This is a genomic window from Bacillus zhangzhouensis (genome assembly GCF_000715205.1).
Classification (GTDB): domain Bacteria; phylum Bacillota; class Bacilli; order Bacillales; family Bacillaceae; genus Bacillus; species Bacillus zhangzhouensis.
In genome coordinates this window covers 88000-109298 of the sequence record NZ_JOTP01000010.1, presented here as the reverse complement: position 1 = coordinate 109298, position 21299 = coordinate 88000, and the positions used below count along the sequence as shown (strand labels likewise).

Annotated in this window: 19 protein-coding genes; 14 read left to right on the top strand and 5 right to left on the bottom strand. The window is 41.2% G+C overall.

Annotated elements, in window-relative coordinates; all coding sequences use genetic code 11:
• Positions 1-114: 114 nt before the first annotated feature.
• The 6 genes from BA70_RS10425 to BA70_RS10400 all read left to right on the top strand — a co-directional run bounded on the left by BA70_RS10425 (position 115) and on the right by BA70_RS10400 (position 6884).
• Positions 115-2010: a PrkA family serine protein kinase gene (locus BA70_RS10425; RefSeq protein ID WP_034321687.1), complete on the top strand. Its 1896-nt coding sequence runs from the start codon at positions 115-117 to the stop codon at positions 2008-2010.
• A 141-nt stretch (positions 2011-2151) separates the two neighbouring features.
• Entirely contained in the window at positions 2152-3315 is a 1164-nt protein-coding gene (gene yhbH / locus BA70_RS10420; RefSeq protein WP_034321685.1) for a sporulation protein YhbH, read from the top strand.
• Between the two features lie 362 nt (positions 3316-3677).
• Positions 3678-4310 (top strand): biotin/lipoyl-containing protein, encoded by a 633-nt coding sequence (locus BA70_RS10415; protein ID WP_007497037.1) that lies wholly within the window; start codon positions 3678-3680, stop codon positions 4308-4310.
• A gap of 39 nt (positions 4311-4349) precedes the next feature.
• Positions 4350-5969: a DHA2 family efflux MFS transporter permease subunit gene (locus tag BA70_RS10410; protein ID WP_034321682.1), complete on the top strand. Its 1620-nt coding sequence runs from the start codon at positions 4350-4352 to the stop codon at positions 5967-5969.
• Positions 5970-5986: 17 nt separating this feature from the next.
• Positions 5987-6511, top strand: a complete 525-nt coding sequence (locus tag BA70_RS10405; RefSeq protein ID WP_034321680.1) for a flavodoxin family protein — start codon at positions 5987-5989, stop codon at positions 6509-6511.
• Between the two features lie 13 nt (positions 6512-6524).
• Complete coding sequence (locus BA70_RS10400; protein WP_034321677.1) at positions 6525-6884, top strand: hypothetical protein; 360 nt, start codon at positions 6525-6527, stop codon at positions 6882-6884.
• A gap of 111 nt (positions 6885-6995) precedes the next feature.
• On the opposite strand, the gene cspB is transcribed toward BA70_RS10400, so the two are convergent.
• Together cspB and BA70_RS10390 are read right to left on the bottom strand one after the other, a co-directional pair.
• Complete coding sequence (cspB, locus tag BA70_RS10395) at positions 6996-7196, bottom strand: cold shock-like protein CspB (RefSeq protein WP_003212277.1); 201 nt, start codon at positions 7194-7196, stop codon at positions 6996-6998.
• Between the two features lie 211 nt (positions 7197-7407).
• On the bottom strand, positions 7408-8499 hold the full coding sequence (locus BA70_RS10390; protein WP_034321675.1) for a GGDEF domain-containing protein: 1092 nt from the start codon (positions 8497-8499) through the stop codon (positions 7408-7410).
• 89 nt (positions 8500-8588) lie between these two features.
• Here BA70_RS10390 and BA70_RS10385 point away from each other — a divergent pair, with 89 nt between their 5' ends.
• Positions 8589-8981 (top strand): hypothetical protein, encoded by a 393-nt coding sequence (locus tag BA70_RS10385; RefSeq protein WP_420834683.1) that lies wholly within the window; start codon positions 8589-8591, stop codon positions 8979-8981.
• A 34-nt stretch (positions 8982-9015) separates the two neighbouring features.
• Here BA70_RS10385 and BA70_RS10380 read toward each other — a convergent pair whose 3' ends face one another.
• Positions 9016-9414, bottom strand: coding sequence for a hypothetical protein (locus BA70_RS10380; protein WP_034321669.1), 399 nt, complete (start codon positions 9412-9414; stop codon positions 9016-9018).
• Positions 9415-9568: 154 nt separating this feature from the next.
• On the opposite strand from BA70_RS10380, the gene BA70_RS10375 reads away from it, so the two are divergent.
• Both BA70_RS10375 and BA70_RS10370 read left to right on the top strand, forming a co-directional pair.
• Positions 9569-10075 carry a YhcN/YlaJ family sporulation lipoprotein gene (locus BA70_RS10375; RefSeq protein WP_034321666.1) on the top strand — a complete coding sequence of 169 codons (507 nt, stop codon included), beginning with the start codon at positions 9569-9571 and terminating at the stop codon, positions 10073-10075.
• 156 nt (positions 10076-10231) lie between these two features.
• Complete coding sequence (locus tag BA70_RS10370) at positions 10232-11107, top strand: hypothetical protein (RefSeq protein WP_034321664.1); 876 nt, start codon at positions 10232-10234, stop codon at positions 11105-11107.
• 26 nt (positions 11108-11133) lie between these two features.
• Here the strand turns inward: BA70_RS10370 and BA70_RS10365 are convergent, their stop codons facing one another.
• Complete coding sequence (locus BA70_RS10365) at positions 11134-11778, bottom strand: spore coat protein (protein ID WP_034321661.1); 645 nt, start codon at positions 11776-11778, stop codon at positions 11134-11136.
• A 144-nt stretch (positions 11779-11922) separates the two neighbouring features.
• Between BA70_RS10365 and BA70_RS10360 the strand changes: the two genes are divergently transcribed.
• The 3 genes from BA70_RS10360 (at position 11923) to BA70_RS10350 (ending at position 18919) form a co-directional block, all read left to right on the top strand.
• A complete protein-coding gene (locus BA70_RS10360) occupies positions 11923-15303 on the top strand; it encodes a CheR family methyltransferase (protein ID WP_034321659.1) in 3381 nt (1126 codons plus the stop codon).
• An 86-nt stretch (positions 15304-15389) separates the two neighbouring features.
• Positions 15390-18296, top strand: coding sequence for a 5'-nucleotidase C-terminal domain-containing protein (locus BA70_RS10355; protein WP_034321656.1), 2907 nt, complete (start codon positions 15390-15392; stop codon positions 18294-18296).
• Positions 18297-18349: 53 nt separating this feature from the next.
• Positions 18350-18919: a class D sortase gene (locus tag BA70_RS10350; RefSeq protein ID WP_034321654.1), complete on the top strand. Its 570-nt coding sequence runs from the start codon at positions 18350-18352 to the stop codon at positions 18917-18919.
• A 35-nt stretch (positions 18920-18954) separates the two neighbouring features.
• Here the strand turns inward: BA70_RS10350 and BA70_RS10345 are convergent, their stop codons facing one another.
• Positions 18955-19863 (bottom strand): RluA family pseudouridine synthase, encoded by a 909-nt coding sequence (locus tag BA70_RS10345; protein ID WP_034321652.1) that lies wholly within the window; start codon positions 19861-19863, stop codon positions 18955-18957.
• 109 nt (positions 19864-19972) lie between these two features.
• Here BA70_RS10345 and BA70_RS10340 point away from each other — a divergent pair, with 109 nt between their 5' ends.
• Both BA70_RS10340 and BA70_RS10335 read left to right on the top strand, forming a co-directional pair.
• Positions 19973-20323 (top strand): DUF5365 family protein, encoded by a 351-nt coding sequence (locus BA70_RS10340; protein ID WP_034321649.1) that lies wholly within the window; start codon positions 19973-19975, stop codon positions 20321-20323.
• A gap of 309 nt (positions 20324-20632) precedes the next feature.
• Complete coding sequence (locus tag BA70_RS10335; RefSeq protein ID WP_034321742.1) at positions 20633-21298, top strand: HAD family hydrolase; 666 nt, start codon at positions 20633-20635, stop codon at positions 21296-21298.
• Position 21299 lies beyond the last annotated feature (1 nt).

The window sequence follows — 21299 nt, the reverse complement described above, 5'->3', positions numbered from 1 at the left end:
ATTCAGTTTGCCAATTCGTCATTTTGAAGAACGAAAGCATGTAATAGGACGCCTCCGCATAGATTATAAAACAGTATCTGATTACTAGCTTCAATCTTGAAAGAGGAGGTTCATATGGATATTTTAAAGAAAATTGAACAGTACAGAGAAGAAGAGCAGCGTCTGAAATGGGAAGGCACATTCAGCGATTATTTAGACATTATTAAAGAAAATCCACTTGTCGCTCAATCTGCTCATTCTCGCGTTTATCATATGATTAAAGACAGCGGGATTGAAGAGGAGAATGGGGTCAGAACCTACAAATTTTTTGATCAGGAGCTTTTTGGATTAGAGGAGTCACTGGAAAGGCTAGTGGAGGAATATTTCCACCCTGCTGCAAAGCGATTAGATGTGCGGAAACGTATTTTATTATTGATGGGACCGGTAAGTGGCGGGAAATCTACGCTTGTAACAAGGCTGAAAAGAGGTCTCGAAGCATATTCCCTGACAGACAATGGCGCAGTCTACGCGATCAAAGGCTGCCCCATGCATGAAGACCCGCTTCATCTCATTCCGCAAAATCTGCGGGAGGATTTCTATAGAGAATATGGCATTCGTGTGCAGGGGAATTTGTCGCCTCTGAATATGATGAGATTGGAAGAGGAATATGGCGGCAGAATTGAGGATGTAAGGGTTGAGCGGATCTTTTTCTCAGAGGATAAACGGACCGGCATTGGTACCTTCAGCCCGTCTGATCCGAAATCTCAGGACATTGCCGATTTAACAGGCAGCATCGATTTTTCAACCATTGCTGAATTTGGATCAGAGTCAGACCCTCGTGCATACCGGTTTGATGGGGAACTCAATAAAGCAAACCGCGGAATGATGGAGTTTCAGGAGATGTTAAAGTGTGATGAGAAATTTCTATGGCACCTTCTTTCATTAACGCAGGAAGGAAATTTTAAGGCAGGCCGATTTGCCTTGATTAGTGCGGATGAATTGATTGTCGCTCATACGAATGAAACCGAGTATCGGTCGTTTATTTCAAATAAGAAGAACGAGGCCCTTCATTCAAGAATTATTGTGATGCCGATTCCTTATAATTTAAAGGTGACAGAGGAAGAACGGATTTATCATAAAATGATTTCAGAAAGTGATGTTTCAGACGTTCATATTGCACCGCATACGCTGAAGGTGGCGGCGATGTTCTCTATTTTGACGAGACTCAAAGAGCCGAAGCGGTCTGATATTGATTTGGTGAAAAAAATGCGTCTGTATGATGGGGAAAGTGTCGAAGGTTTTCAATCTGTTGACATAGATGAGATGAAAAAGGAATTTCATGACGAAGGGATGAGCGGAATTGACCCGCGTTATGTGATCAACCGAATTTCATCCACCATTATTCGAAAGAATATGGAATCGATCAATGCACTGGATGTGCTTCGTTCGTTAAAAGAAGGGCTCGATCAGCATCCGTCCATCTCAAATGAAGATCGGGAGCGGTATTTGAATTTTATTTCTGTCGCGCGAAAAGAGTATGACGATATTGCGAAGAAGGAAGTTCAAAAGGCATTTGTGTATTCCTATGAGGAGTCTGCGAAAACACTCATGGATAATTACTTAGATAATGTCGAAGCTTACTGCAATAAAAACAAGCTGCGTGATCCGTTAACTGGTGAAGAAATGAATCCTGATGAAAAGCTTATGCGTTCAATTGAGGAACAGATCGGTATTTCTGAAAATGCCAAAAAGGCATTCCGAGAAGAAATTCTCATTCGTATTTCGGCTTATGCGAGAAAGGGCAAACGTTTTGATTATAATTCTCATGAGAGATTACGAGAGGCGATTCAGAAGAAGTTATTTGCTGATCTAAAAGATGTGGTTAAAATTACGACATCGACGAAGACACCAGATGAACAGCAGCTGAAAAAGGTAAATGAAGTAGTGGCTAGATTGATTGATGAGCATGGCTATAATTCAACAAGTGCAAATGAACTCTTAAAATATGTAGGTAGTCTTCTGAATCGTTAATAAATGAAGGAGGCATTATTGGCGCATATCAGCACCGGTAATGTCTTTTTTAGAAATGATCGTCATCTTGGATGACAGGCAGCATACGATAAAGGAATCGATGGTTAGAATAATTGCGCAAACAGGTGAGGAGGGGGATGGATGTCCCAGCAAGAAAAAAGTCAGTTTATTGTTTCTCAGGAAGACTGGTCCCTCCATCGAAAAGGCTATGACGACCAGCAGCGTCATCAGAAAAAAGTCAAAGAGGCGATTAAAAACAATTTGCCGGATCTTGTCACAGAGGAAAGCATCATCATGTCTAATGGGAAAGATGTTGTCAAAATTCCAATTCGATCATTAGATGAATATAAAATTCGGTACAACTACGACAAGAATAAGCATGTGGGCCAAGGGGATGGAGACAGCCAGGTTGGTGATGTGGTCGCGCGTGATGGGTCAGATAGTAAGCAAGGGCAAGGGAAGGGGCAAGGCGCTGGAGATCAAGCAGGTGAGGATTATTACGAAGCAGAAGTCTCATTAATGGATCTGGAGGAAGCGCTGTTTCGTGAACTAGAACTGCCTAACCTTAAACAAAAGGAGCTTGACGACATCATTGTCGAACAAATTGAGTTTAATGATATTCGCAAAACGGGCTTAACAGGAAATATCCATAAAAAACGAACGATGTTGTCGGCATTTAAACGAAACGCGATGACGGGAAGTCCTTCCTTTTATCCAATTTATCCAGAGGATATCAAATATAAAACGTGGAATGAAGTGACCAAACCAGAGTCGAAAGCCGTCGTTTTGGCGATGATGGATACGAGCGGAAGTATGGGACTTTGGGAAAAGTACATGGCTAGGAGTTTTTTCTTTTGGATGACACGTTTCTTACGGACAAAGTATGAGACGGTTGATATTGAATTTATTGCCCACCATACAGAGGCGAAGGTTGTCGATGAGGAACATTTCTTCTCACGGGGGGAGAGCGGGGGGACCATTTGCTCGTCTGTCTATCGAAAGGCACTAGAGCTCATAGATGAACGATATCCGCCGTCACGATATAATATTTATCCTTTCCATTTTTCTGATGGTGATAATCTGACCTCCGACAATGCGCGGTGTGTGAAGCTTGTTCAAGAGATTATGAAAAAAGCCAACTTATTCTGTTATGGTGAAGTGAATCAATATAACCGTCATTCTACGTTAATGTCAGCATATAAGCATATTCAGGATGAGAAATTTAATTATTATATTTTGAAGCAAAAATCAGACGTGTTTCTCGCATTAAAAAAATTTTTTCAGCAGGAAGAAGTTCTTTCTTAAAGATAACATTTGAAAAAACCTTTCAGTATAAGGGCTGAAAGGTTTTTTTTGTGGAGAAGGAAAGGATCACCAGAAAAAAAGTAAAACTTTCTCTTTGACATTTCAATTTTCATTTATTAATATTTAATCTTGTTAAATATAAGTTTTTCAAAAAAGATGCCGATCGTCTTTTCTTCTTTTTCTGCTCTTTGCTCATGAGTGAACAATAAGTATAAATGGGCTGCACACCATTTTTCAGCGGAGTAGATGAAGGGAAAATGACAGCTTTATGATCTTGTTTCATATTCTGTCAGATGATGGGCATTCTAAGCTTGCTAAAGCAGATGACACTATATTTTTATACATGAAAGGAGAAACAAAACATGAACAGAGGGCGTTTATTACTAACGAATATTATTGGCCTTATTGTGATTCTTGCCATTATTGCCGGAGGTGCTTATTACTACTACGAAAGCACAAACTTTGTGAAAACAGACGAGGCAAAAGTGACAGGAGACATGTATCAAATTACAGCACCAGCAGCTGGACAAATCAAAGGCTGGGATATCAATGAAGGTGACGAAGTGCAAAAGGACAGCACAGTTGCAAAAGTTGAAGGAGAAGCAAAAACAAACATTAAAGCAGTAGCTGATGGCACATTAGTCAAAAAAGAAGTGCAAAACAACCAACAAGTGCAGCCAGGTACAGTTCTTGGTGAAACAATTGACCTAAGCAAGCTTTATATCACAGCGAATATCAAAGAAACAGACATTAAGAACATTGAAAAAGGCGACAAAGTCGACATCGTGGTAGATGGTGATCCTGATACAACATTCGAAGGAACTGTTGAACAAATTGGTTATGCGACAAATTCAACATTCAACATGCTGCCAGCAACAAATTCAAGTGGTAACTATACAAAAGTGACACAAAAAGTAGCCGTCAAAATTTCAATTAAAAATCCATCTGACAAAGTACTTCCAGGTATGAATGCTTCTGTCAAAATCTCATCTTAATGATGACTGATATCAAAAAATGAAAGGAGGTTGTCTGAGATGGCAAATCAACCTGCAGCGACAAAACAGGGAACAGGCTCCTTGTCTTTACTGATCATTTTAATGGCTGGTTTGTTCGTAGCGATTTTAAACCAAACGCTTCTGAACGTAGCCATGCCCCATTTAATGACTGAATTTAATGTGAGTGCAACGACCATTCAGTGGCTTACAACAGGTTACATGCTTGTCAACGGTGTGCTGATTCCGTTATCCGCGTTTTTAATCACACGTTTTGGACAGCGTAGCTTATTCCTAGTGGCCATGATCTCATTTACACTAGGCACATTTATTTGCGGCATTGCGCCGAACTTTTCTACGATGCTCATTGGCCGCTTGATTCAAGCAATCGGTGGCGGTATCTTGCAGCCGCTCGTCATGACAACAATCCTTTTTATTTTCCCTCCGGAAAGCAGAGGGAAAGGAATGGGGATTTTTGGTCTTGCGATGATGTTTGCACCAGCTGTAGGACCAACATTATCTGGTTACATTATTGAACATTATTCTTGGCGTATTATGTTTTATGGCCTTGTACCAATCGGTTTGATTGTCATTATCGCGGCTTTCTTTATGTTTAAAAATATTGTAGAGCCTAAAAAAATCAAGCTGGACACCCTTGGTGCGATTCTTTCAATCGTTGGTTTTGCTTCGCTTCTATACGGAGTGAGTGAAGCGGGGAGTGATGGTTGGACAGATCCGATCGTCTTATCGACGATTATTATTGGTGCGATTGCGATCATTCTCTTTATTTTCCAACAGCTAAAAGCTGATAATCCGATGCTTGATTTCCGTGTGTTTAAATACAGCATTTTCTCATTATCAAGTGTCATTAACATCATTATTACTGTTGCCTTATACACTGGAATGTTCTTACTTCCGATTTATCTGCAAAACCTCGTTGGGTTTACTGCATTGCAATCGGGTCTGTTAATGCTTCCAGGGGCACTTGCAATGCTGATTATGTCCCCGATTTCAGGGATCTTGTTTGATAAATTTGGACCTCGTCCGCTTGCGATTGTGGGAATGCTGATTACTGTTGTCACCACATACGAGTTTACAAGGCTGACCATTGATACATCCTATAGTCACATTGTGCTCATGTATGCAGTACGTGCATTTGGTATGTCACTGCTGATGATGCCTGTTATGACAGCTGGGATGAACCAATTACCACAGCATTTAAACAGTCATGGTACAGCGATGTCTAACACATTAAGACAAATTAGCGGCTCAATCGGTACGAGTTTAATCACGACGATTTATACGAATCGGACGACATTCCATTATTCGAATATGGCGGATCAGACGAATACAGCTGACCCATTCTTTATGAATTCATTCCAGACGGCTGTGTCGAATGTGATGCATCATATGGGGATGACAGCAGAAGCTGCTCAAAAATATGTATCTACCCAGCTCTTTACGAAAGCACAGGTCGATTCAAACGTGATGGGTATCAATGATGCTTACATGTGGGTCACATTATTCTGTGCGGCTGGTGTCATTCTCAGCTTGTTCTTGCGAGATGTACGTAAGGATAAAAAACGAAAAGATCAGCAACATAAGAAACAAGAAATGACGCTGCTTCCAGCACCTAAGGAAGCAAACCAAGATGCAAGATAAGTGTGGAGGGACCGTACATGAAAATTTATGTCGTATATGATAGTGAAGGCGACCATACAAAAGCACTTGCAGAAGCGATTGCAGCGGGCGCAGGTGAAACAGAGCAAGCTGAAGTGTTCATTGATCATGTGAAAGATGCGGACATTCGCAAGCTTGATCAAATGGATGCGATCATTTGGGGCTGCCCTGGTCACTTTGGTACCATTAGTTCTGGATTAAAGACATGGATTGACCGTCTTGGCTACTTATGGGCAGAAGGAAAACTCATCGATAAAGTCGGTGCTGTTTTCTGTACAACTGCTACAACACACGGCGGTTTAGAAATGACGATGCACAATTTGATTACGCCAATGTTCCATCAAGGGATGCTTGTGGTAGGTCTTCCTGGAAATGTTCCAGAGAATGCTTTATACGGCTCTTATTATGGAGCAGGTGTGACATGTCCAATTGATTCTGATGAATTGATGTCTACGGAAGGCATTGAACTCGGCAAAGCATTAGGAAGACGTGTAGCATCAGTCACTGCATCATTTAAGCGATAAGGAGAGGGTTCTTTTGGCGACGATTATTGTAGCGTTAGTAGCTGCTGTTCTAGTCATTATCGGATTAGTAGCGTTCAATGTCAGACACGCTTCAGTCGAGAAGGCAGAGATCAAAGAAGATGTGTCTAATCAGCCTGACGTGCCGCGCAGCGAGCCAGAAGTTGCGGCGAGACCTGTAGAGCCTGAAGAAGAAGAAATAGCGTCAGAGCCTTCTCAAACGGACGAACACGTGTCTGGCGACGATTTCTATAGACAGGCGCTTCAAAAGTTTAAGCAGCCAGAACCACCTGTCAAAAAAGAAGAACCAGAGACAAAAATGAATGATGATATGTATCGTTCTGCTTTGCAGAAGCTAAAGCAGAAGGACAAATAAAAAGAGAACCTCTCGTCAGGTTCTCTTTTTTATTGCATAAAAAAACCGCTGGCAGAAGCCGAGCGGTTTTCCTTCACTCTATAAAGTGCTAAAAGAGCAGATGCTCTTAAATTACGCTTTGTTAACGTTAGCAGCTTGTGGTCCGCGGTTACCTTCAACGATTTCGAAAGAAACTGCTTGACCTTCTTCTAAAGTTTTGAAGCCTTCGCCTTGGATAGCAGAGAAGTGAACGAATACATCGTCTTGACCTTCTACTTCGATGAATCCGAAACCTTTTTCAGAGTTGAACCATTTTACTTTACCTTCTAACATGAAATTTCCTCCTAAAGCGATCTTAACGCTTAAATTCACTATTCTTGCTCTTACACAAACTTCAAAGACGAAAACTCTTTCAAAACTTTCTTCTTAAAGGTGATACGAACAAAAATAATTACCTTTACTTTACCAGTGTTTGCGGGAAAAAACAACTGTTATCCGAAAACTTTTTTAAAAATAATGAGCTCTAACATATTGAGGAAAAGACCTATGTCAAATGGTTTCTCATTCTCTCTGAAAAGCTTACTTGATTTCGGCCTGACTGCTTCGCTTTATAAAGCTCTTGGTCAGCAATAATGGGTAGTTTCTTGATGTCTGTATGCGTTCCGGGATAATATGCACATCCAATTGACACAGTAGTTTGAATGGACGTTCCATCTTGTAAATAAATCGGCTGATCCGCTATTTTTCTCCGTAATCGTTCTGCAATTTGCCATGTTTTTTCAACTGAACAATTCGGTAGAAGGACAGCAAATTCCTCGCCGCCGATCCGCCCAATAAAATCTGAGCTTCTTGTGTTTTTAATCAACCTTGTTCCAATTTCTTTTAAAACGATATCTCCCTCGTGATGTCCATATTGATCATTAATGGATTTAAAGTAATCAATGTCTAAGTAAATAAGGGACATTTGATGAATAGACTGCTTCCATTTCGTAGAAAAAGCATGACTTAATACTTCATCAAACTTCCGTTTATTTAATACACCTGTTAAAAAGTCATAGTGAGCCTGGAATTTATACAAATTTAATAGCTGATATGCTTTTGTTTGATGCTCAATGACATAAAAGTTAAACAACCCGGCAATATATGAGAAAATCCAATAGGCAAAATGCAGTTCAAATGATGTCTCATGGACGATGGTGATAAACAAAATGGTTGCAATCACGTTGCTTATCGTGATGGATAACAGCATTTTCACAACATGATTGATATGGCGTTCAGCAATCAAAAAAGAGGCTGTTGCGATAATCATCATGGAAAAAATATTGATGAAAGAAGCGACGTTTGCTTCGATTAATAATCGCCCAATGATGACAATACATGCCGCAATGAACGTTTGCGCGATACCTCCATAAAAGGCCGTTAAAATAAGGGGGATATGTCTTAAATCGATGATGGCTGGTCCTGCTTTAATAGAGAAGAACATTAAGAGGACACCGAGTAACCCAGAAAGCATGCCTTTACATAGTTGTCTGAGTAAGGTATCTTCTTTCTTTAAAAAATTCTCTTTAAACACAAGCATAAATAAATAATGGAAAGTGACAAGAATTGTTAAATTAATAAAGAGGTCTCTTAGCAAAATAAAATCACCTTTTTAAAATTACTAAAATTTGTTGCAAAAGAAAAGGGGAAAAAAGATAATTAATAAAAATTTCAATTATGAGGAGGATGAACCGATTGCGCAGAAAACGCTTTCCAAATGAAGCGGAATGGCTTTCTTTTTTTGAAACAGAGCCTGATGAAGGGTTTGAACGAGATATGCCTATTGAATATCAAGATCTGACGTTTCGATTTGAGAATCAAGAGGAGCGATTCGTGATCACGATGTCGTTAGAGATGAAAGAGTTTTACTTAAAGATCGTTCGAAAAGTGGATGCGAAGGCTTCAGGGATATATGATTTTAAAACCGTGGGACGTGTAGATATTAAAAAAGATCGGCAGGGAGAAAAAGAGCTTTTGCTCATTTTAGATGATGATCGTCACAGATTCATCACATCGATTGAAATTACTTTTTTGCCTTCCTTTTGTCTCATGGTCAAAGAGCATTTTTCAGGAGAATAAACAGGAGCCTTTTTCATGAAGGCTCCTGTTTCATTTATTTGTGCTCGATGTCATTGATCACTTGCTGGATAGATTCATCATCCAGCACGTTCATGACACTTTCATCAATATGAAGAGACTGTGCATAAGACTCTCTTGGCTGATGGGTTCTTGAAGGTGACTGATGCTGATTTGTGTGACTTGGCTGGACAGCTGTGAACGCTTGCTTGATCATTTGACCTACTTCAGCAGTCCCTTTTGATTCTTGGAGCGAGTGTGATTCATGGCGAGATGGCTCATGATGTTGATGATCATTGCCTTTCATCATTGAAGACATATTCATTTGCGTCATGCTTTTCAGCCTTTTTCGTAAAACCGGGGAGAATAATGCAATGATAGCTGTTGATGCTACGATCATTGCGCCAGTGCTCATGCCTTTTCTTTTTTTAAACAAACGAATCCCTCCATTTGATCATGATGATTCTTCTTCATCATGTTTAGGATGACCAAACATAGCTGAATTATGAATTCATTTTGCTGAAATAGAGGATGTGTGCATAAAAAGTCGATTGGATGAAAAACCTATGAGCAAAAGGAGGGAATAATTGATGAATAAGAAATGGATGCTATCTTTACTACTCGTTCCAACATTAATCACCGCTGGGTGTGGAATGAACAACCAAGGCGATGAACGAAGAGGAACAATGAAACGACAGTATGAAAATGTCACATATAAGAACGACAACATGAGACAGGATCAGCCAGATGTTCAAACGCCACAAAAGGTCAAAGTGGCAGATAAGGCGTCAGAGCTTGTAGCCAACATGTCTGAAGTGAAAACAGCGAACGTGCTTGTCACAGGGAAAAATGCATTTGTTGCCGTCGTGCTCGAAGGCAATAAAAGCGGTGACGTGACTGACGATTTGAAAAAGAAAATTTCAGATAAAGTCAAATCAACGGATCAACAAATCGATAACGTGTATGTATCCGCTAATCCAGACTTTGTTGATCGTATGAAAGGGTACGGAAAACGTATTAAAAGCGGAGAGCCAATTTCAGGATTTTTCGATGAATTTACTGAAACGGTGAGACGTGTCTTCCCTGAATCAAAATAGCTACGACAAAAGCCGTATGTCATATGCGGCTTTTTTGTTTGGAACCGCACCTCACGCACCTGACTGCATAAAGTAAAAAATATATCACCTCTTGTTGATCTTTGTTTCTTCATAGAAAGAGAAAGAGGTTGCAGGATGAATTCAGGTGGGGAGTAAATGAAAGCCAAGCCGTCATTGATTCATAAAAAGCTTGTAGGCGGAATGATTGCAGCAGGTCTGATTTTTTATGCTTTCACCGCGTACTTGATTTATGTTGCGTTTCAGCTGACAGGACAATATTTAGAGCATCAGTCTTCTCCTAAAACGGTTTTAACGGAGGGACTCAATAAGCAAGTCTATCAACATATCAGAATTTACTATGCGGAGGAAGAGGACGTCTTTGTGGATCTGACAATAGAGGCTTTGGATCAGGCAAAGAAGAGGACATCGTCAGTGTTTCAGTTTGAACCTGACAAACCTTTAGACATTATTTATTTTGATGATAAAGACACGATCGAACAATTTGCCGGCATCAAGCAAATTACGGGTTTTTACTCCGATTATGATCAAATGATTGGGTTATACCCAGATAAACGGGAAGAATTATTGAAGAAAGAGACACTGCCCTTATACTTTTTCAACACGTTATTCATTCATGAGTATGCTCATTTTGTTTTCTATGAAAAGGTCCATGCATACAAGGTGTCTCCAGTGATCTTTCCTCTTTGGTTCCATGAAGGAACAGCAGAGTGGACGGCCTATGACGTGTTAAACGCGACGTCTGAACGGTTCGACGTCGTTCCTTTTCAATCTCTTCATTCTGATCAAGACTGGCAAGACTCTCGGATGACGTATGAGACAGATGTTTATTTACAAAGCTATTATATGATCTATGAGCTGGTGCAGCTTTACGGACGAAACATCATACATGAGATCATGGAGGAAACGGCGAAAGAGGGCCGATTTGATAGAGGCTTTGAGCAGGCGACAGGGCAGCGGCTCTCAGACTTTGAAGAACAGTTTAAAGTGATGTATCAAAGAAAAAACGGCTGACCAGAGAAAGGGGTCAGCCGTTTTTTTTAATGAAGCGGCTTTTGCTGATTGGCTTTGCTAGGCGGCATTTGAACCTGTCCTTGCATTGGAACAAATGTAGATGTCATCGCTTTCATGTCTTGTACAGAAAGCTGAGGGACTTGATAGTAGCCATGTTTGTTTTGATACAAGAAAATTTCATACGCCATTTCGATAAAGTTCGGAATTTGCGCTGCGAGCACACGTCTGACAACTGGATTTGTTACTTCTAGTGATGTCATGGCTAGTAATCCTGCATGTGATTTCACGAGGCCGAGCATATGCCCTGTGATACCTGCATCTTTTACATCTTGCAATGACTGATTTGGCTTCTTCGGCTGAGAAGGTTTGATCCCGTACGTCACCTGTGTAGGCTCTTTCATCATATAAGTAGCGGTTTCTTCACTAGGCTTTTGTCCAGTAGAAAAACAATCTACAGTGACATTGTACTGGGATAAAACGAATTGATATTGTCGATCTAAAATGTCGGATAATGCAGGATCTTGGATAAACTGCCGAAAGATTAAATATTGATCCAGAATATTAATCGTGCCTGCTAAAATTTCATGTAAATCAAATAACTCATGCCCGCCATGGTTGAGCTCAGGCTGCGGGGCACTTCCTTGAAATGGTGGTTGCTGCTCGTTTTGCATAGAGGTTCCTCCTTCTGTTTTTACATTCTGTTTTAATGTGAGGATGTTTTCCTTCTTTCATGCAAAAAACATTATTTACAATTAGAGGGTTTTCTTCCTTTTTGTCGAAAAAAAGTATCAGACGAATGAACATGGGGGTAGCAGATGCAGGACAAAATCATTAATCGTTTGATAGAAGACGAACATGTGCAGGCACCAGTGATTGGCATCGGTGTTTCGCCGTTTGAACAGCATCATCTTGAGGCTTTTTTTCAATCGTTTTCAAATGAAATAAATGCCTCTTTTATTGTTGTGCAAAATCATGTGACGGGCGATTGTATAACTGATTTGGAATCACTTGTTTTACCGATTGGCTACCGGGCAAAAACGATTAAGCATGGTGAGAAAGTCATGGAAAATATGATTTATTTTTGTCCGCAGCATTCGGTTGTCACGTTAACAGAAGACAAACGATTGCACGTATCAGAGCAGCTTCCAACGAACAAGGCATGCTCTGTCGACTCGCTTTTTCAGTCACTTGCCAATGTGCAAAAGGAAGAGGCCTTTGCGATCTTTTTTCAAAAAGGTCATTGTGCGGGGAGTGGTTTGCTTCAATTGGTGGAGCAAGGTGGTACAGCCTTATCATGCAGTGAGATAGAAAGTGGTTTTGACAGCATGTATCATCAAACATTCAAAGATCCTTCAATTCTTGCAGCATATATCGCCAATATCATCAATGTCCCACATGCCGATGATGCAGATCCCGTTTTGCTTAGAATGATTGAACGTCTTGAAATGTATAAAGGAATTGCCTTTTCAACCTATGAAAGGAAAAGGATACTCTCTGTCATTCAAAAACGAATGCGGAGTGCAAAACAACCGATTTCATTATTATCAGAGTACGATCGTTTATTAGAAAGGGAGCCAGATGAGCTTGACCGTTTACATGTACAGCTTCTCAGCGGCACGACCTCTTTTTTTAGAGATATGGAGGCTTTTCGAGTATGTGAACATAAGGTCATTCCGTCGATCGTTGAAAATGCGATGAAAAACGGGAAATCTCGATGCCGCATTTGGATTGCGGGATGTTCTACAGGGGAAGAAGCCTATTCCTTTACGATTTTATTTTTAGAAGAAATGAAGCGAAGACAAATGTCTATTGAACTTCAAGTGTTTGCAACAGACATCAACCGGAAAGCGATTCAAATGGCCAGTAAAGGTCTTTACTCGGTAGAGTCTATGGCAAGAATGCCAGAAAAATGGCGGGCGCGATATTTCGAAAAAAAAGGTGACGCTTTTATTGTGAAGCAGTCGCTTAGAAAATATATTGTCTTTGCACCTCACAATTTATTGATCGATTCACCTTTTATCCACCTCGATTTTATCAGTTGCCGAAATGTTCTCATGTACTTCCAGCCTGAAGTACAAAAACGAGTGTTGTCCCGATTCCAATATGCTTTAAAAGATCAAGGGATGTTGATATTAGGGCCAAATGAAACTGTACCCAATATTCCTCGCTTGTTTCATTTGTTCAATGAAAAGTGGAACATTTACACCCATTCAAACGTTCCTAAATACAATGTATCTTGGGCACATGACGCTCGTTATGTGGAGTTAAAAGAGCGAGCTGCACAATATATGCAAGAAGTGAGCAAGGATTATGACGCATGCATGGTGATCAACGATTGTGACAAAATCCTGGCGATATCAAAGGGTACCTATTCTTTCCTAGAACATACAGAAGTGTCAGATCAATCATGTGAATATGTGACGCCTGATTATATGAAAGAGATGTTGAGTCAAACCTTTCAAAAGGTGTGGACAGACGAGACAGAGGTTGTGTTTCAGCATGTTCTTATTTCGGAAAAAGGCAGAAAGCAGTATGTAGATTTTACCGTGAAAAGTTTTGATCGCCGTTTTAAGGGAGTATACGTCATTCTTATTCGGATGAATGAGAGAGGGAAAAATCAAAAGAACGGCAGGGACAAAGGGATGCCAGATCAGAATTCAGTCTATCAACAGCGTATTGTCGATTTAGAAAATGAACTCAATGAAGTCAAACAAAAGGAGCAAGAGGCAAGGGCTCAATTAAAAGCAAAAAACACGCAAATAGAGGAGCTTGAGAAAAAACACGAACATTTGATTAATATCATAAACAACTTAAAGGTGACAAGAGAAGAACTGTACAGACCCTCTGTGAAGCCAGAGCTTGCGACGTTGTTTGTGGACCGGAACATGAATATTCGCTATTACGCTCCTTCAGCTGCCTCTTTATTTACTTCAGCTCAAATAAGGCACCAGCAATCTTTTCAGTCAATGGCTAAAAAGCTAGCGCAGGAAACGCTTTATGATGATATTCAATCCGTCATATCGGACAGGCGTGTCATCGAACGTGAAATTGAAACGAACGAAGGAGAGCAATTCACCGTTCAAATTACGCCTATCTTTGATCAGGATCATGAGGGAGCGGTGATGACATGGATCAAAATGACGGAAATGACGAAAATCAAGCAGTCGCTTCATCTTGCGGTGACAGCACTTGATAACAGCCATATTCATATTGTTGTCGCAACAGAGGAAGGAATCATCCAATGCGTGAATCAGCGCTTTTGTCAGTTTGTACAGCAGCATGAATATGACCTGATCGGCAAAGATATTTTTTCTGTCTACCATTCGCTATGTCAATGTGATGATTTAGCGAAGCAATGGGATGTTTGTTTAAGAGATGGCAGCTGGACAGGTGAGTTGTACTTTCAGGATTTATCAGGACGCGAACGATGGGAGAGAGTCTCTTTACATCGAATTGATGATCCTAACAAAATGCAGGCAACCGTGATGCGGATTTCAGAGGATATTACCAATCAAAAGCAGTCAGAGAAGATGCTGATGAAGTCTGAGATGCTATCGGCAGTTGGTCAGCTTGCAGCAGGCATTGCCCATGAGATACGTAACCCGCTGACGTCGTTAAAGGGATTTTTACAGCTGATGATTCAAAGTAAAAAATATCAGAAGGATTATGCAGATGTGATGATGTCAGAGTTTAATCGGCTTGAGGCGATTATTAACGAATTCCTAGTGCTTTCTAGAAGTAAATCTGTGAAATTTGAGCCGGTACATGTCAATCTTCTGCTCGAAGAAGTCATCATGGTCGTTGAATCGCAGGCGGTCTTAAAAGGCGTGTCCATTCAAAAAAACCTTTCTCCGTCACTGCCAAACATTCAAGGCATACCGAATGAACTGAAACAAGTCTTCCTGAACATCCTTAAAAACGGAATTGAAGCAATGGATGGCGTGACAGGTGTCATCCAAGTGACCTCAGTACTGAAAAACAATCAAATGATGCTGATATTCGAAGACCAAGGAAAGGGCATACCAGAAGATGAAATGGGGAAACTGGGTGAACCTTTTTATACAACGAAAGAAAAAGGGACGGGCCTTGGATTGATGATGACCATTAAAATCATTGAAAGCCATGGCGGCACCATTCGTTTTGAAAGCAAAAGCTTTGAGGGAACACGGGTGATTATTACGTTTCCAATGAGTTGAAGGAGATAAGTTTTACATGAAATCCATTCAACATCAATATTTACTTTGTACACTATGAGAGATGAAGTTCAAAGGAGAGAGGTCTGATGAAACGTATACTTTCAATTCGAATGATCTGTTGTTTAATTTTGGTGATCTTTAGTCTACAATCCTTACTGCCAGGTGTGATGACAGCAGAGCAGGTTAGGGCGTCTGAGAAGAAGGAAACCGTGTGGAAACAAATGAAGCCAATGAAGATTAAGAAAGCCCGTCAGCTGATAGGAGAGACGGTTACGGTGAGCGGAATTGTGACAGCAGATCAATCCGCTATAGGCAATGGGAAACTATCGACATATATTCAGGACAAAACGGCTGGAATCAATATTTATTCCACGCAACCCAAAAGTTTCCCGGCATTAAAAGCCGGCATGAAGGTGACGGTGACTGGCAAGGTCACGTCTTATAAAGGGCTGATCGAAATTGTGCCAGATCAAGACCGTCTGAGGATAGATGCTGTGAATCAAACATTGCCAGCGCCTAAGCGAGTCTCCATTAAACAACTGGAAACGGATCAGGCAGGTAAATATGAAGGAAGACTTGTGAAGGTAAAAGGCTACGCGGAATCAAAGCCGGATCAGCCTGCTGGTGGTGGATACAATGTGACCGTCATAGATAAAAAATATCACAGTACCGTCCTTAGAGTGATGGTCGATACAGGTGCCATTGATCAAGTAAAGGCAGGGAAATGGTATGAGTTTACAGGGGTTTTAAGCAGGTATGATACGCTGCAGGTGCTTCCAAGACACAAGAATGATGTCAAACTACTGAAACGCCAGCCAAAGCCACCAAAAATCAAGAAAGAATATGAGGCAACGGTTGACCGAGTGGTGGATGGAGATACCATTCATTTAAAAAAACCGGTGCTTGGTACAACAAAGGTGCGCTTTGTCAATATGGACACGCCAGAAACGTACCATAAGCCAAAAAATGAATTAGATCAAAACCAACTGAGCTTTGGACAGCAAGCGACTGACTATTTAAAATCGCTTCTTTCAAGCGGTGATAAAGTCACGTTAAACATTGGTCCTGAAGCGAAGGATGGCTATGGACGTCTGCTAGCTCAAGTGAAAACCAAAAAAGGGATCAATACAAATTTAGAGCTTGTGAAAAAAGGTTATGCCCCTACTTATTTCATCTGGCCAGTTGGAGATGAAAAAGACTATCATACGTTCCAACAAGCCGTCAAAGAAGCGAAGGAAAAAGGGCTGGGCATTTGGAACGAAGCAGACCCTCTGCTGGAACAGCCATTTGAATTTAGAGCACGCGAGCAGAAAAAAGGACTCACACGTTATGTTGGTGATTCATCTGAGAAAACCTACGTATCCCCTCAAAACTGGAAAGACATAGACGTAGATAAACGTGTCTTTTTTGCTTCAAAAGAGGAAGCAGAGCAGGCTGGATATGAGCCGGCAGAGGAATCGAGCGAAGTACCATTAACGATTTTAAGCATGAATGATCTACATGGTAAAATCGATCAAGAATACGAGCTGGATATAATGGGTGATGGCAGTAAAGGAATGTACGGACGAATGGATTATGTGGCGGCATATATGAAACAAAAACAAGCAGCACACAAAAATACGATTACGGTCCATGCAGGGGATATGATTGGTGGAAGCTCTCCGGTATCTTCACTTCTGCAAGATGAACCAACAGTTGAACTCATGGAGAACATAGGCTTTGATGTTGGCACAGTCGGCAATCATGAATTTGATGAAGGCGTAGACGAGCTATTGCGTATCTTATATGGTGGAGATCACCCTAAAGGCACAAAGGGGTATGAGGGCCAGAACTTTCCACTCGTTTGTGCGAACTGTGAATACAAGGATACGGGCAAACCACTTTTACCTGCCTATGAAATCAAGGAAGTCGAAGGAATTCCTGTCGCATTTATCGGTGTTGTGACGAAGTCAGCCGCAGGAATGGTGATGCCAGAGGGGATTAAAGACATCCAGTTTACAGATGAAGTAAAAGCCGTCAATAAAGAAACGAAGGAACTAAAGCAAAAAGGGATCAAAGCCATTGCGGTGCTGGCTCATATGACAGCCTCTCAAAATGGAGATACCATTACTGGGGAGAGTGCGAAGCTTGCCAAAGAAGGTGATGACGAAATTGATGTCATTTTTGCAGGACATAATCACGAAGTGGTCAATGGAGAGGTCAATGGGAAACTAATCGTTCAAGCCTTTGAATATGGGAAAGCAATTGGCGAAGTGAGTGTAACACTTGACCGGAAAACGAAGGATATTGTCAAAAAGAGTGCTAACATCCAGTATGTAGACCAATCTGGTATTGAAAAGGACAAAGAAGCAGCCGCTATTTTAGCTCATTACGGAAAAGAAGTTGAACCAATCATTAGTGAGGTTGTTGGAGAAGCAGGCGTAAAAATGGAAGGCGGCTATTCGAATGATGGAGATACACCGCTTGGTAACCTCATTGCCGATGGTATGAGATATTCAATGAAAAGTGACTTTGCCATGATGAATGGTGGTGGCATCAGGCAAAACCTCGAAAAAGGGCCGATTACTTGGGGAGATCTCTTTAATATTCAGCCATTCGGCAACGTTTTAGTCAAGCTGGAGATTAAGGGGAAGGACTTGGTTGAAATCATTGAAGCACAAATATCTCCTCAATTTGGACCAGATTATAGTATTTCGGGCTTTTCATATTCCTATGATCCGTTAACATATAAAGTAGTCGACTTGAAGCTGCCAGATGGTTCAGCCGTTGCTTTTGATCAAACCTATACTCTCACGGTGAATAACTTCATGGCAACCGCAACTGGAAGTAAATATGCGCCGATAGGCAATCTCGGGAAAAATCCTGAAACGGGCCCAGAAGATTTAGAAGCAACCGTTGAATTTGTGAAGAGCTTTGAGGGTGCTTCCATTGTGTATCAAAAAGAGGGACGAATTCAAAAAGCAAAACAAGAAGAAAAGGCAGCAGCAAGCTGAAGGAAATATTATCTAAGTAGTTGTAATGGTTTTTCAAACAAAGGAGCTTAAGCATGAAAAAGTGGCTGGCACTTACTGTGATGACAGCAGGTATTGTCCTGCTCGGCTGGGGAATTTGGCAAATTGCCTCTACTCACCTTCAAACAGCACAATCATTAGAAGAAGCGAAGAAGGCCGTGGCGGTCGATCAAGGGATGTCAAAGAAGAAGTTTGCTCCTGAAATGGGGAAAGCCGCTGGCATCCTGACGATTCCGAAATTAAAAGCAGACCTTCCTATTGTTGAGGGAACGGATGCAGACGACCTTGCCAAAGGGGTAGGACATTATAAAGGCAGTTATTACCCTGATCAAAATGGACAAATCGTTCTGTCGGGTCACCGGGACACAGTGTTTCGCCGGACAGGCGAGCTTGACATTGGAGATCAGCTGAAAATCACTGTACCGTATGGTGAGTTTGTTTATGAAATCACACATACGAAAATTGTGGATCAGCATGATACATCCATTATCACCTTGCAGAATGAAAAAGAAGAGCTAGTGTTAACCACTTGCTATCCATTTCATTTCGTTGGGAATGCACCAGAGCGGTACATTATTTATGCAAAAAGAGTATCTGCGAAATGAAAAAAGAGCCTGATCATATGCAGGCTCTTTTTCGTTTAATGTATGATCTTGTCCATTAGCTCTGCCATATCAGGTGGAAGAGGCGCCTCTATGGTGAGATGCTCTCCTGTAAATGGGTGTTTCATGTCTATCTTTTTGGCATGAAGGGCGCATCTATTCATGCGATCTCGCATACCGCCGTATAATGTATCTCCAGCTAAAGGATGCCCGAGGCTGCTAAGATGGACACGGATTTGATGCGTCCTTCCCGTCTCCAAACGAAGCTTGACGGCTGTCATCTGTAGGTGTTTATTGATTTCGATGACCTGAAAATGAGTCACAGCACTTTGTCCAGTAGGAGAGATTCTCCGTCTGACTGCATGGTGTTTGTCGCGGCCGATTGCCTCGTTGATGGTGCCTTTCTTTTTCTTGAACAGTCCTTCTGCGATGGCGATGTATGTTCTTTTAATCGTTTTGTTAGAAAGCATTTGATCAAGTACAGCATGTGCTAGCCTGTGCTTTGCAAAAATGACAGTGCCGCTTGTGTCTTGATCAAGCCTGTGAATATGTCTCACCCGCTTTTCTTCCCCGTTTGCTTGAAAATGGAAGGCGACAAGGTTGGCCAATGTGCCCATTTGTCCTTTTTCATTCGGATGCGTCGGTCGGCCAGCTGGCTTTTGTACAATTAATAAATGCTCGTCCTCAAAGAGCACCTCTAAATCACCGTATTCTGGTGTGACATCACTTTCTTCCGTTTCAAATAGATCGATGATGATCTGGTCACCTGTACTGACTTTTGCCGCGTGATGGGCAGGTTTTTGATTTAGACGTATTTTTTGACACTCCATCCAAAAATGAATGATCGGTTTAGAAGCAGACACTTCTGTTTTTAAAAAATGGCTTAATGAAGTGCCGTGATGCTGCTCACCTACTTTTAGTGAGAGTGTATGTCCTTTTATGATCATGATATCCGTTCCTCTCTTTGGGTATATATAGGAAACACTTACCTTAGCGAACGCCTTTTTTTCTGTGCTATTCTGAATGGAGAAATAACGACAGAGAGGTAGATGTCACGTGAGATTAATGAAAGCTGCTACAGACCTGCAGGAGCAGGCAATTGAAGAATTATCAAAGGATGTTGAAGATCTTTTATCCCATGTGATCAATGAAGAGCAGCAGGAAGCGCGTCAAAAACAGCGCCCGCTTACATTCATTGATGGGGTATATAACGGGACGATGGATGATGCTTTTCGTATTTTATCGGGTCTTCAGCTATTACATACCATTATTTTAAAACCTAAACGTCATGTAACAAAACGAGATCGTGAGTTATTTGAGCGGAACCGTGAGCAGGTCAATGCGTGCGGCTTTTCTTTTCCGTTTGACTTAGACGATTTTGCGAGCCGCCACCTTCAAAATGCGTAAAAGATGGTGTGAACTTCCTTGTTAACTTACAAGATGGTCGCACATACTATTTTTAAGGGAACGGAGAAACCTTCACGATCTGTAATACCAAACCCGCTCTTTTTCAACATTGCCTATTTCTCCACGAATCGGAGCGCTTGGATCTCTTGCAGAATGAATCGAACATGATAGGAGCCTGACAAAACGATGCAGGCTCCTTTTATACATAATCATTTTAGCAGACATTCATCTTTGAAAGTCAATTTTATTCGCGATATGATAGCAGTGAGTATCATGTTTCAGACTTTCGTAAAAAAAGGAGTGGCCTCGTTGGTAAAGGCGATTATATTTGATTTTGACGGATTAATTTTAGATACAGAAACACATGAATATGAGGTTTTACAGGAAATGTTTGCAGAGCATGAATCGGAGCTGCCTCTTTCTGTATGGGGCAATGTCATCGGTACGCAGGCAGGCTTTAAGCCATTTGAATATTTGGAAGAGCAGTTAGGGAAGACATTAGATCACGAGGCTCTCACAGCGGACCGGCGTTCCCGTTTTCAAAAGAGAATGAAGGACGAATCAGCAAGACCAGGCGTAGAAGCTTATTTAGAAGCAGCTCAGGAGCTGGGGATCAAGATTGGACTTGCTTCCAGCTCAGATTATAAATGGGTGTCTGATCACCTCAAGCAAATTGGACTGTTCGATTACTTTGAATGTATCCGCACGTCAGACGATGTGGAAGAAGTCAAACCAAATCCAGAACTTTATTTGCAAACCGCAAGCTGCTTAGGTGTAGAGCCGAAAGATTGCGTGGCATTTGAGGATTCTGTGAATGGCTCAGTTGCTGCGAAACGAGCAGGCATGAAATGTGTCGTCGTCCCAAACAAAGTGACGAGCACACTGCAATTTGAAGAATATGATGTCAGGTTAGAATCTATGGCTGAAATCGAATTGCTCCAGCTATTCCATCAGCTTGAAAAAGAGGATCAGTAAG